Source organism: Rhizobium ecuadorense, assembly GCF_001187535.1.
Classification (GTDB): domain Bacteria; phylum Pseudomonadota; class Alphaproteobacteria; order Rhizobiales; family Rhizobiaceae; genus Rhizobium; species Rhizobium ecuadorense.
Genome location: NZ_LFIO01001078.1, coordinates 36,886 through 49,896, shown reverse-complemented (window position 1 = coordinate 49,896; position 13,011 = coordinate 36,886). Strand labels below are relative to the sequence as shown.

Here is a 13,011-nt window from a genome sequence, read left to right as displayed (position 1 = left end):
CGCGCAAATCCACAGAGCAATGCTGTTCCAAATGCGGGCCGCCCCGATGCCGTCTAAAGAGATTTAGGGCTCTAAAGAGATTTTTGAGCGACGGCGATCATCGACTTGGCCAAAACGGGAATTCTTCCGACAAATTCAAAACGGACCTTGTCGAAGCCGGCATCCAGCAGCAGCGTGCTCAGAGTGTTTTTCGACCAGAACTTGATATGCCCATGATCCGTCAGCGGCATGAAGTGATCGTCCATTTTCCCCATCACCGCGAGCGCAAGGTTCTTCAGATAACCGTGATAGGGGGTCGACAACACGGCGACGCCACCCGGCTTGACAAGATCGTACAGCGTCGAGGTGAATGCCCTCGGATCGTAGACATGCTCGACCACCCCCAGGCTTATGACGGCATTGAACCTGCCGTATTCCCGGGAAAGATCGTCATAGGCCGAGCCGACTTGCAGCGGCAGTTCGGGATAATTGATATTGGCCTTGGCAATACCATCGCTGGAGGGATCGACACCAACGACATGATAACCCTTCTGCGCAAGAGCAGCGGCCGCTCCGCCGGTACCACATCCCAAATCAAAGACGTCGTTTTTCGCAGAACCGCCGAAATGGCTCTCCAGCACGTCGAGCACGGCGGGCAAGATGTAGCAGTGCGCGGTTGTCGGTTTGGCGTGAACATAGGTGGTTGCATCTAGCTCGACTGACATGTCCCTCCCCCCGGCCATTGCGCGGCAGACCCTATCCAAGAATACGTCGAAAATTTGATGAAACCCGCCGAACCGCAAGGATAACAAGATATATAATCTGAGGTTTTATAATTAAAAACAAAACCAGAGCGCGACAATACATAGAAAATGGCGAATGGAAAATAACGATCGGATGGATCATCAGTAAATACCTGGAACAATCCGATGAAGTCACCGAACTCACAATAACAAACAGAGCAATATCTCGAAATTATGAAACCAGCCGGGACTGTTCACGGAACGAATAATGACATCGTCCGCGATCCGTCGCTGCGATATTGCGCAGCTGCATGAGCGGTTCCCGATCGAATGGCGCTGCGCCTTTGCCGACGCTGCCGCGCCCATCCGGTGCGGCACAAAGGCACCCAATTGCCGACACGAAGCCAAAGATATTTAACGGATAAATGTATAGTGCTGGATTTAGACAGCCCGATCGAAACCCTTCTCGCACCGGAGAAGACAAGCTTGCCCGATAATTCGTCGTCCGCAAATGCGAAACAGCCATTGGGAAAACCGAAGATTCCCGTGGTCTTCTGGTTGCTGCTGACGATCTCCCTCTCGCTGGTGATGGGGACGGTGCTTCTTTCCAACGATATGAAACACTTGAAGACGGTGAGCCATTATTTTGGCTTCGATCTCTCTGCCCCTGACGTCAGGCCGCCTCCCCCCAAAGCCCTTCCCCGCCCGACGCCGCCAGCCACCTTCAAGCTTCCCTTGCATATCATCGAACCGCCGTCGGCACAGACTGCGTCGACTTTTCTGCGCACATGGCGAATATCCGGGCCTGCCATGTGTGCGGCGCTGCGCGATGCCGGCATCGAAACCAGCGATTGGGCGGCGGCGAGCTTTAACGCCGATACGTTCGAATGCTTTTTCGAACATGGCGGCAAGCGGGAGAAGGATCAGCTTCCGAACTCCATCTTCGTCATCGTTCGCGGCGACGCCGCCGGCGCGATCAACAATATGCGAGTGAAAATCATCAATCCCGAGACGGATCAAAACGGCCAGCTCGATCCAGGCATTCTGCGAATCTTCGAAACCATATTGCGGCAACCGCAATGGCTCGATTTTCACGAGACGCTGAACGCAATCAAGGATCTGAGGGACATCAAGGAAGACGGCTTCGGAGCCAGCATCAACTTCGCCCGAGAGGTGCTCAATCCCGGGCGCTATAATTTCACGCTGTCGCTGGATGCGACCTCGGGACCGCAGAAAAGAACAAGACGCTATTTTTCCGACAGAACATGGCTTCCATCACCGGACCCCACGGCCGAGGCCGGCACGGAACCGGCACCGGTGTCGACGCCTGCCGATGCCGAGGCACCGGCAGAAAATGCGGAACATCCGCATTGATGCATGTCGCTCGGAAGTGTGCAGCGGCTCCAATAAGCTGATCACACCATGTAGCTTACATCGTCGTGATGTCTGGCCAGGATCCTGTAAAGTTCTTTCAAGCTCTCCGCACTCGGCCGTTCGGTGCCGTCTCCGCCCGCCAGGCGCCAGACACGCTCGACATTGAGGTCCTGCGTGACCTGGGCAAGATCATCGTTCAGAGAGCGAATGGCGAATGCCGAGCGACGCAACCGCAAGGATGTTCTGATCAGCGCTGCAAACAGGATGACAATGACGCCGCCGATGCCGAGGACAAGGGCTGTGAACTGCCTGACGTCGAGAAGGGATAGATCCTTTTGGACAGTCGCCATAAAAAAAACGGCATTTTGAAATGCCATATGAAAACAGCTCATCAGATAGCTAAACCAATCTTCCATCGCGAGCGCCCTCCAGAACGGCTTATATCTTGGAGCAAGCTGGAAAGTCTAGCAGATACTGACAATATCCCCTGGTGCGAAAGTATACTTGAGATTGCATTACTCTACTGAATTGAACGCAAACCCCGCGATGGATCGTTGCCGGCCAGGCCGGCCCGTTAAATTCCACCGCTGACATGAAAAAAGCCAACAGTGAGAGATAAGATGAATAGAAGACGTTTCCTCGCCTCGATTCCGCTTGCTCTGTTGTATGCCAATGCGGGCCACGTCCTGGCTCAGGTGCCTCCGGCGAAAGGGTTGCGCGCCCTTGCCGACAGCAAGGCGTTGCGATTCGGATCGGCAATCGACCCGCAGAACATCGACGATCCGATCGCTTCCGGGATCTATATCGACAACGTCAATTCGATAACGCCGCGAAACGAGCTGAAATGGAATGCGACGGAAAAAAGACCCGGTGTTTTCAGCTTCAAAAATGCCGACCTTATGGTTGCATTTGCACGCAAAAACAACATGAGGGTTTATGGCCATACACTGATCTGGTATCGCGTCCCGGAATGGGTGTCTGACATCACCGATGCCAAGACGATTCAGGCGGCGATGAACCGTCATATAAAACAGGTTGTCACTCGTTATAAGAACGCGATCGACGCTTGGGATGTGGTGAACGAGCCGTTGGAATATGATGCGCCGGTTCTGCGGGATTGTGTTTTCCGACGCCTTCTTGGCGACGACTATATCCGTATGAGCTTCGATATGGCACATCAGGCCAATCCCGGCGCGACGTTGGTGCTCAACGAAACGCATCTGGAGAAAAAATCCGACGTGTTCGAACAGAAGCGCGCGCGCATCCTGAAAATCGTCGAGGACCTCGTCGCCAAGAAAACGCCGATCAACGCGGTGGGACTGCAGGCGCATTTCCGCCCCGGCCTCGACCGCATCGACCCGGAAGGAATGGGGCGCTTCTGCGCGGCGCTGAAGGACATGGGTATCGGCGTTTTCATCACCGAACTCGACGCCTCCTGCCACTTCCTGAACCGCGACAAAAGCTTCACGCCGACGTCGTATGCCGATATTTTCAGTGACGTCATCACCGTGGCAGCCGAGCGTGGCGACTTGAAAGGCGTGACGGTATGGGGCATGTCGGAGAAATACGGCGAGCCCGACGAGAAGGCCGCCGGCCCCGACGCGGCGTGTACGAAACGCGTTAATCTTTACGACGAAAACAATGCGCCGAGAAGTGCGGTTGATGGCGTCCGACGGGCAATAGAGGCGATGTGATGCGCAAGACAACGGAGACATCGACAGATTCATGAGAAAAGCCGTTATTTACGTGGAAAAATTTCTGCCTGCCAGCCAGGCATTTGTTCTCAACCAGGCGGTGGCATTTCGTTCCTTCGAAGCTGAAATTCTTGCCGGCTCGCGAATTTCTTCCGCCCATACCAAAAAATCCACTGTTCCGGTTCATGACATCCGTCGGTCTCCCGTGGCGCGGGCCGGTGAACTGCTTCTGAAAATCCCCCAGATCGGCCTTCCCTTTCTCTTCCCCGCGATCGGCAATGCCGATCTCGTTCACGCCCATTTCGGCAAGAACGGTTATGTCATCGGGCCCTTGGCACGCGCCGCCGGCAAGCCGCTGGTCACGACATTCCACGGCTTCGACGCCACCTATGGCGGCGATCCGAAAAAGCCGGGCGGCTTCAATCAGGTGCGCTTCTTCGCCAAGGGCCGCAGCGAGATGGCCGGCTGGAACAGCTGGAATATCGCCGTTTCCGATTTCATCCGCGACCGGCTGCTGGCGCTCGGCTTTCGCGCCGACCGCGTCTATCGCCACCATATCGGCATCGATCTCGATCTCTTCAAAATGGAGCCGCGCCCCCGAAAAAGAGGCCTGGTGGTTTCCATTGCCCGTTTCGTCGACTATAAGGGCCACCGCTTCATGATCGACGCGCTTTCGCGCGTGGCGGCGGCCGGCACGCCGGTCGAATTCGTCATGGTGGGTCAGGGACCGCTGAAACAGGAAATCGAGGCGCTTGCGCGTCGTTCCTTGCCAAGCGTCACGATCCATGAAAATCTGTCGCAGACTGAGATAAGGGATCTGCTCGCCAGTGCGGAGCTTTATCTCCATGGCAGCGTGACCCTCGACAATGGTCACGCCGAAGCGTTCGGCCTCGCCAATCTGGAGGCCGAAGCCGTCGGGACTCCGGTCGTCGCATTTAGCTCGGGAGGCGTTGGCGAAGCGATCGAAGAGGGGAAAACTGGTTATCTCGTGGAGGAGCGGGATGTCGCGGGAATGGCCGAATCAGTCGGAAGACTGCTCAACGACCAAGCCCTGTGGACAGCCTTCAGCGCGCGGGCACCGCTTCTGGTGGCCGAGCGCTTCGACTTACGTCGTCAGACGGGGATGCTCGAGGACTATTACAGTTCCGTGCTAGACGAATTTTCCAGCCGGGGTCGGACTTGATGGTGCAGACAGGAAAGAAGCCGAAGTGGGGACTGAACGTATTTCGGCCGCTGCGGAACGGAATCGTGACGGCCAAATGGCTTTATTATACGAAATTCTGGGGAATGGACATCGATCCGACGGCGAGCTTTTCCCTAAGCGTCCGGTTCGACAAGACCAATCCGAAGGGCCTTCATATCGGCGCGGAAACCTATGTCGCCTTTGAGGCGGCGATCCTGACCCATGATCTCACGCGCGGGCTCTACCTTCACACGAGAATCGGCAAACGCTGTTTCATCGGCGCCCGCAGCATCATTCTGCCCGGCGTCGAAATCGGCGACGAATGCGTCATCGGCTCCGGCTCGGTGGTGACCAGAAGCGTGCCGCCGCGCTCGCTCGTGGCGGGCAATCCGGCAAAGATCATCCGCAGCGACATCAAGATCATTTCACGTTACGGACGCATGGCACGCGAAGACGAAACGGTCTCGCAGATCGTCACGCACTTGCCGACTGGAGAAGCACGATGAAGATGTTTGCCTACCGCGGGAAACACGAGAATTTTGGCGACGAACTCAACCATTGGCTCTGGGAGCGTCTGCTGCCCGGCTTCTTCGACGATGACGAAGGTCAGCTCTTTCTCGGCATCGGTTCGATTCTCTACGACAATTTCGATCCGAACATGCAGAAGATCGTCTTTGGCTCAGGTTATGGCGGCTATACCAACCCGCCGAAAGTCGACGGCAACTGGACCTTCTATTTCGTGCGCGGAAAGAAGACCGCCGAAATCCTCGGCATCGATCCGAGCTACGCCATCGGCGATTCGGGCATCCTGACGCGCAGCTGCTGGGATGCCAAAAGCATCGAGAAGCGTTATCCCGTCTCCTTCATGCCGCACTACGAAAGCGCCATGTACGGCAGTTGGGACAAGGTCTGCGATCTCGCCGGCATCCACTATATCGATCCCCGCTGGTCGGTGGAAAAGGTTCTGACCGAAATCAGCGCCTCGCATAAGGTCGTCTCCGAGGCAATGCATGGCTGCATCATATCGGATGCGTTGCGCGTTCCATGGCGGGCGATCCGGCCGATCGCGCCGGGCAATCGCGCCAAGTGGTATGATTGGGCGAGTGCACTCGATCTGGAGATCGATTTCGATCCGATCGGCCCGTCGAACCTCGTCGAGGTCGGAGCGTCGCTGGTACGGAAAAATACCACCCTGTTGAAGAACATAACGTTCCGCCACCGCCGGATCCGGCAGTTGACCGGAAATTACGTCTTCGGATCGACGGTCAAGACGTTGCAGGAGGTGGCGGAGAAGCCCGGCCAGCTCAGCACTGAAGAGTCTATCGTAAGAGCACACGAGAGAATGCTGGTCGAGCTGAACCGACTGAAGCAAGATTTTTCCAAGAAAACGGCAAGCGCCCTTTAAGGGCGCAAACCGGTTTCGTGACGAGGCAACAAGGCATGATGCTTTCCAACTCCATCGATACCCTCTGCGCCCGCAAGGGGCAGAAGCACCTTGGATGGGCATGCGGCCCGCTCAACTGGTCGATGTTCTCCATCTCGGGAGCGGTTCGCCCATGAGCAGTGTGACCGACCGACTGATTCAGGGCAGCATGTGGCTGAGTCTGTCCCGCGCCATCGTCAACGGGCTTTCGGCGCTCAGCACCTTTGTTCTGGCCTGGTATCTCGTACCGGCTGATTTTGGTCTCGTCGCCATTGCAACGACGATCCAGGTCATCTTGAGTTCGGTCACCGAGCTTTCACTCAATCAGGCGCTCATCCGCCACGAATCTCCGAGCGAAACTCACTTCAGCGCGGTTTGGACATTGAGCGTAACGAGAAGCGCCATATTGGCGCTGCTGTTTGCCGCCGCCTCCTATCCGATCGCCGAGTTTTACAATGAACCTCGTTTGACGAGTGTGATGCTTGCCCTGAGTTTCAGCCTGCTCCTGAGTGGTCTCGCCAATCCGCGCCGCGTCATGCTCCAGCGCGATCTGATCTTCTGGCAGGAATTCGTCCTCAACGTCTCACAAAAGCTGGTCGGCTTCATCGTGACGGTGGCAATTGCTGCGATCTACCAGAGCTATTGGGCGCTCGTGATCGGCACGCTCGCCTATCAGGTGACCAATATCATCGTGTCCTACACCGTCTTGCCGTTCTGGCCGCGTATAACCTTCCGCCATGCCCGGGAACTGTTTTCCTTCTCGGTGTGGCTGACGGCCGGACAGATCGTCAATACGCTGAACTGGCGGATCGAATATCTGCTGATCGGCAAGATGCTCGGCGCCACGCAGCTTGGTCACTATACCGTCGGCAACACTCTTTCGACGCTGCCGACGCGCGAGGCGACGGCGCCATTGAACCAGACGATTTATCCGGGCTTTTCCAAGGTCCGCAACGATCCGGTCCGGCTGGTCGCCGCCTATCAGCGCGCGCAGGCGCTGCTGGCGGCGGTGGCGCTTCCGGCGGGGATCGGCATGGCTGTCGTGGCGGATCCGATGATGCGGCTTGCCCTGGGAGAGAAGTGGGCTCCTGCGATCTTCATCGTCCAGGCGCTGGCATCGGTCTTCGCGCTGCAGACGCTCGGTTCGCTCGTCCAGCCGCTCGGCATGGCGAAAGGCCATACCAAAATGCTGTTCATCCGCGACACGCAGATGCTGGTGGTTCGCATTCCCATCATCATCGCCGGCCTGATGATGGCCGGGCTTCCGGGCGTGGTTTATGCGCGGGTGTTGACGGGTCTGATTTCCACGGTGGTCAACATGCTTCTGGTCAAGCGCCTGATCAATCTGCCGTTCTTCCAGCAGCTTGCCGCAAATTTCCGCGCGCTGGCCAGTGTCGCCCTGATGGCCGCCGGCGTCTGGGGATTGTCGCATGTCCTGAACACCCCCACCGACAAGCCGGCGCTGGCCCTGCACCTCGCCATCCTCGTCGTCACCGGCGGTATTCTCTATATCGGTTCCAGCTTTGTCCTTTGGCTCGCAATGAAGAAGCCAAATGGCCCGGAAACCGAAGTTCAGCGTATCGCCGTCAAGTTCCTGTCAAAAGCCAAACGTATAGCCGTTCCCAAGTCGGCTTAAAGCTAAAACGAACCTTAAAAAGTGAGGCAGAATGACCAGCCTATCCAGATCTGAGCTGATCGCAAAACTCAATGGCATGATCCATGATTGCCTGAAGGACTATGTCTCGCGCGACGAGCCGCTCGCGATTCTCGACTTCCCCGACATCCGCAATTGTGGCGACTCGGCGATCTGGCTGGGTGAGATGGCCTATCTCAAGAATCGCTTCGGCAAGCGCCCGGACTATGTTTCCAGGCTGTACGACTTCTCCGCGGAAGAGCTGAAACGGCGCGTTCCCACAGGCCCGATCTTCATTCACGGCGGCGGCAATTTCGGCGATATCTGGGTTGCCCATCAGGATTTCCGTGAAGCGATCATGGAGCGCTTCCCCGATCGGCAGATCGTCCAGTTCCCGCAGTCGATCCACTACAGCTCGCCTGAGCGCATCGAACAGTCCAAACGGGCAATCGGGCGCCACAAGAATTTCGTGCTGCTGGTGCGCGACGAAGAATCGAAGGAATTTTCCGAGAAACATTTCGACTGCGCGGTGCGGCTATGCCCCGATATGGCTTTCGCCATCGGCGCGCTTCCGGAAAGGGCGACGCAAATTCCCGTCCTCGCCATGCTGCGGGAGGATGCGGAACGGGTTGGCGGCACCGATCGCAGCATTCCTTCCGACATTCCTGTGGAAGACTGGATTACGGAGTCGAAACGGAAGGTGAATATCGCCAAGAAGCTTGGCGTAGCTTCGGCCTATCTCGCATTGAAGCCCAGCGAAGTCGCATTGCGCAGGCTGGACGCGGCTGCGCATAACCGCTTCGAACGCGGCATCAGCCAGATTTCACGTGCCCGCGCAATCGTCACCGACCGCCTGCACGTCCATATCTGCTCGCTGCTGCTCGGCCGTCCACATGCCGTGCTGGACAACAGCTATGGAAAGATCCGCCGCTTCATGAATGCGTTCTCCGGCGGGACGGATCTTTCATACAAGGCAACCTCGCTCGACGACGGGATCGAGTGGGCGCGTCACCAGGCGGCCAAAGGGCGTGTCGATAACAAAGAAGCTATGAGCTTGCGGGCTTAAGGGGTTATTGATGCCACTCGTTACCTTCATCATACCGGTCCGACACCAGGACAATGCCCGCGATTGGAGCAAGCTGAAGGCAAATCTCAGCCAGACCGTGGCCTCGATTTCCAACCAGACCAATGGAGATTGGCGCGGGATCATCGTGGCGAACGAAGGCGCCGACCTGCCTGATCTGCCGGAAAAATTTTCCGCCGTGCGCGTGACTTTTCCGCCGAACGACCTGCATGAACTTGGAAAGGGCAGCAAGGAAGACTTCCTTGACGCCTTCCGGGCAGACAAGGGCCGGCGCGTCCTGAGCGGCATGTTGACCGCCGCCGATAGCCGCTTCTTCATGATTGTCGACGACGATGACTTCGTCAGCTCCCGGATCGTGCAGCACGCGTCCGAGAATCGGGATGCAAACGGGTGGACGATCGACCACGGTTATATCTGGGACGATGGCGGCAATTTCCTGTTCGGCCATGATGATTTCAGCCATCTCTGCGGCACCTCGTTGATCATTCGTGCCGATCTCTACGAGCTCCCCGGCCGCTTCGAGGATGCTTCTCTCGACTGGATCAAGTCGATGCTGGGCAGCCACGTCCGCATTGCGACCATCCTGTCCCAACGTGGAGCGCCGCTGACGAAACTTCCCTTTCGCGGGGCGGTCTATCGGGTCGCCCATGGCGGATCGCACAGCCAGGCACCAAGCCTGCTGCGACAGTATTTCCTGAACCGCGGCGTGCTTACCAAACCGCGGCGGTGGTTGCGCAATCTTCGAAAGCTGAGGATACTCGGCCAAAGTCACAGGCGCGAGTTTTTCGGCAAGACCCGGTCGAACCCGGCATAAGGCGCCGATCCCGTTCAAATATCGCACAGGCAGTCAAAATATGAGGCTTTTTTCTTTCGACTTCACCACGAGGGTTGGTCATTGATGTCGGATCTATTCGTCAGCGTACTCTTTTCATCCTATAATGGCGCCAGCCGCCGGCTGCGCCATACTTTGGATTCCTTGGTGCGCCAGGAGCTTCCCCACGATCGATGGGAACTGGTTGCTGTCGACAACAACAGCAATGACGACACGTTCGATCTTCTGACGTCGTATGGCGACAAGCTCCCCATCACGATCCTGCAACAGCGCAAGCCGGGAAAGTCCGGGGCGCTGAATTTGGCTCTGGATCGGGTGAAGGGCGATCTCGTCGTCTTTACCGATGACGACATACGCGCCGAACCGAACTGGCTGAAAGCCATCGTCGACTGCGCCATCGCCCATCCGGGCTATGGCGTCTTCGGAGGCCGAATTGTCCCCGATTGGGAAAAGGAGCCAAAGGACCGCTTCATCGAGTGGATTCCGATGGGCTCCACCTTTGCGATCGTCGATGAAACGCAAAGCGGGCCGTGCGACCCGACAAAAGTCTGGGGCCCCAATACGATCATTCGGCGGGAACTGCTGGGTGCCAGCGTGCGCTACCGGGAAGATATCGGTCCTCTTCCGGGAAAGATATTTGCCATGGGTGAAGATGCGGAGATCATCATCCGTCTGGCGGCAAACGGCGCCAAATCCTATCGATGCGCCGAAGCCGTGGTTCATCACTGGATTCCAGCATCAAGCGTCACCGAGGATTGGGTGCAGAAACGAGGCGAGCGTCTTGGCTATGGCATGCCGGCGCTCTTTCCCGACGAAGTGCCTGCAGGAGTAAGGTTAAGCGGAGTTCCGCTTCCGACGTGGATCGAAAGCGCGCAATGGGCATTCCGGGCAGCCACGCTTTATCTCCTGCCGCAATCCAAGAAGCGTTTCTGGGCTATCTGGAAATATTACTACATGCGCGGTTATCGGGCTGGAATTCGCCGATATGCGCCTCAGACGCTGGCGCGGTGATCGATTGGCCTTAGCAATTCGAAATATTACAGCGTCCTTTGCGCGTCTGAGAAGACGCGCGGCGCTGTAGGAGGCGGTAATTTGAAGCTCTCGGTGCTCATCAATAATTTCAATTATGGTCGTTTTCTCCGCCCATGCATCGATAGCGTTCTGTCGCAGGCCTATCCTGACTTCGAGGTGGTGGTAGTCGACGACGGATCGACGGATGATTCCCGCGAGATTCTTGCCTCCTACGGGGACCGGATTCTGGCTGTATTGAAGGAAAACGCTGGCCAGGCCTCGAGCTTCAATGCAGGCTTTGCTGCCGCAAGCGGCGATGTCCTCTTTCTCCTTGATGCCGACGATGCGTTTTTGCCCGGCAAACTCGCGCGGATTGCCGAGATCTACGATCGCAACGAGATCGACTGGTGTTTCGACCGTGTCACGACCGAGGAAAGCGACCAGCCTCCTGCAGAATTGCAGGTGATGCTGTTCGACAAGCGGGACACGCTTCGCAAGGGGGGCTTTCCCTCGCTCCCGGTTCCGACTTCGGGCTTGAGCTTCCGCCGCAGCCTGCTGTCCCAGATATTGCCGATGTCCGTCGCGACAGACGTCGTCCTCAGCGACAACTACATCAAGTTCGCTGCAGCCTTTCTTGGCCGTGGCGCCATCATCGAAACACCGCTGACCTTCCAGCGCATTCACGCCTCGAACCGCTATACCGGCACAAGCAGGGCAAAGACGCTGCGCCCGCGGATCATGATCGCGACAGGACTGGAATTGGCGCGCCGATACGATGGGCTGCAGGCGCTCGGCAAGAGCCTGGTGGCTGGCGGCATTGCCGAAACGACATCGCTGCTGAAGCTCAGGAGCGAAGCGCGCAACACGGTGACCGGCGGTCCGTTCGGCGATGCTGCCGCAACCGAGGTGGCCCTGATGGCGGCGCGCAAGCGTTTGGGAAATATGCTGCGGAGAGGACAGTCATGAACCAGCAGGAAACTTTCCCGCGCTCATCCCGCGGCACCGATCAGGCAGACGCTGCGCCGTTGAAGATCGCCGTCGGCGTGCTGACCTATCGGCGTCTGGACGGGATCGCCAAGCTGCTTGACGTCATGACGCGCCAGATCAGGCACACCGCCCGCCCCTATCATCTCACCATGGTGATCGTGGACAATGATGCGGCCGGCAGCGCAAAGGCAACGGTGGAGGGCTTTGGCCAGACAGGCGCCTACGACCTGGTCTACGTCGTCGAGCAAAACCAGGGCATCCCCTTTGCGCGCAACCGCGCGCTGGATTCGGCACCTCCCGGCACCGACCTCTTCTGCTTTCTCGACGATGACGAATGGCCGGTCGACGGCTGGCTGGACGCCATGCTGGAGACCCGCGAGAAAAACCGCGCCGATTGCGTCTACGGCCCCGTCCAGCCGGTCTATCCCGAAAACCCGCCGGAATATTTCATCAAGGCCAGGGTTTTCGAGCGCAAGAAGAACATCGACGGCCAGCGTATCGGTTATGCGGCTTCGAACAATGTCATGTTCGACTATCCCCTGATCCGCTCATGGAATCTTCGTTTTGAGGAGAAGATGCGGTTCACCGGCGGAACGGACTATCTTTTCTTCAACCAGGCCATCCGCCGCGGCATGCAGATTTTCTGGGCTGACAAGGCCCTTGTCTATGACATCGTTCCGGCGAATCGGATGACCTGGAAATGGGTGTTGCAAAGACAGTACCGTCTGGGCAATACCTTCGCAGTCAGCGAGGTGCTGCATGGCAACCTCAAGCGCCGGCTCTACCGCGCGGCCTATGGCGCCACGAGGGTCGTGCTCGGACTGTTCATGCTGCCGGCGATCTTGATTTCACCTTACTGGGGCATGCGAGCGCTCACCCATGTTCTGCGCGGCGCCGGCATGGTTAACGGGATCCTCGGACATGCCTATCAGGAATACAAGCCCAATGCCGCCCACTGATATTATTTGCGGAAGCGCTCTTGGAGAGGTTCTGGCCGTTACTATGTTCCAATCAAAATTATCATGTCTAACGGCTGCCGATGAACTGCAAGGCTTCAACCAACCGAGC

13 protein-coding genes are annotated in these 13,011 nt (G+C 57.5%); 11 read left to right on the top strand and 2 right to left on the bottom strand.

The features are described from left to right. Positions 1–71: 71 nt before the first annotated feature. Positions 72–704, bottom strand: coding sequence for a class I SAM-dependent methyltransferase (locus AF337_RS21760; protein ID WP_049733763.1), 633 nt, complete (start codon positions 702–704; stop codon positions 72–74). A 504-nt stretch (positions 705–1,208) separates the two neighbouring features. Here AF337_RS21760 and AF337_RS21755 point away from each other — a divergent pair. Next, on the top strand, positions 1,209–2,096 hold the full coding sequence (locus tag AF337_RS21755; protein WP_049733807.1) for a DUF6030 family protein: 888 nt from the start codon (positions 1,209–1,211) through the stop codon (positions 2,094–2,096). Between the two features lie 41 nt (positions 2,097–2,137). Here the strand turns inward: AF337_RS21755 and AF337_RS21750 are convergent, their stop codons facing one another. Further along, entirely contained in the window at positions 2,138–2,446 is a 309-nt protein-coding gene (locus tag AF337_RS21750) for a hypothetical protein (RefSeq protein ID WP_225881124.1), read from the bottom strand. 270 nt (positions 2,447–2,716) lie between these two features. On the opposite strand from AF337_RS21750, the gene AF337_RS21745 reads away from it, so the two are divergent. From AF337_RS21745 to AF337_RS21700, 10 genes are all read left to right on the top strand, one after another. Continuing rightward, positions 2,717–3,790: an endo-1,4-beta-xylanase gene (locus tag AF337_RS21745; protein WP_049733761.1), complete on the top strand. Its 1,074-nt coding sequence runs from the start codon at positions 2,717–2,719 to the stop codon at positions 3,788–3,790. Positions 3,791–3,821: 31 nt separating this feature from the next. Then, positions 3,822–4,973, top strand: coding sequence for a glycosyltransferase (locus AF337_RS21740; protein WP_049733760.1), 1,152 nt, complete (start codon positions 3,822–3,824; stop codon positions 4,971–4,973). After that, the gene (locus tag AF337_RS21735; RefSeq protein WP_049733759.1) at positions 4,973–5,479 is read left to right on the top strand and encodes an acyltransferase; all 507 of its coding nucleotides are present in this window, start codon (positions 4,973–4,975) and stop codon (positions 5,477–5,479) included. The genes AF337_RS21740 and AF337_RS21735 overlap by 1 nt, the downstream gene beginning before the upstream one ends. Next, a complete protein-coding gene (gene pssM, locus AF337_RS21730) occupies positions 5,476–6,378 on the top strand; it encodes an exopolysaccharide glucosyl ketal-pyruvate-transferase (protein ID WP_049733758.1) in 903 nt (300 codons plus the stop codon). The genes AF337_RS21735 and pssM overlap by 4 nt, the downstream gene beginning before the upstream one ends. Before the next feature lie 151 nt (positions 6,379–6,529). Then, complete coding sequence (locus AF337_RS21725; RefSeq protein ID WP_049733806.1) at positions 6,530–8,032, top strand: lipopolysaccharide biosynthesis protein; 1,503 nt, start codon at positions 6,530–6,532, stop codon at positions 8,030–8,032. A gap of 31 nt (positions 8,033–8,063) precedes the next feature. Next, on the top strand, positions 8,064–9,095 hold the full coding sequence (locus AF337_RS21720) for a polysaccharide pyruvyl transferase family protein (RefSeq protein WP_049733757.1): 1,032 nt from the start codon (positions 8,064–8,066) through the stop codon (positions 9,093–9,095). Between the two features lie 10 nt (positions 9,096–9,105). Next, positions 9,106–9,927 (top strand): galactosyl transferase, encoded by an 822-nt coding sequence (locus AF337_RS21715; RefSeq protein ID WP_049733756.1) that lies wholly within the window; start codon positions 9,106–9,108, stop codon positions 9,925–9,927. 84 nt (positions 9,928–10,011) lie between these two features. Next, complete coding sequence (locus AF337_RS21710) at positions 10,012–10,956, top strand: glycosyltransferase family 2 protein (protein ID WP_049733755.1); 945 nt, start codon at positions 10,012–10,014, stop codon at positions 10,954–10,956. Between the two features lie 81 nt (positions 10,957–11,037). Then, positions 11,038–11,922, top strand: a complete 885-nt coding sequence (locus tag AF337_RS21705) for a glycosyltransferase family 2 protein (RefSeq protein ID WP_049733754.1) — start codon at positions 11,038–11,040, stop codon at positions 11,920–11,922. Next, positions 11,919–12,902: a glycosyltransferase family 2 protein gene (locus AF337_RS21700; RefSeq protein ID WP_049733753.1), complete on the top strand. Its 984-nt coding sequence runs from the start codon at positions 11,919–11,921 to the stop codon at positions 12,900–12,902. Before AF337_RS21705 ends, AF337_RS21700 begins: the two co-directional genes overlap by 4 nt. Positions 12,903–13,011 lie beyond the last annotated feature (109 nt).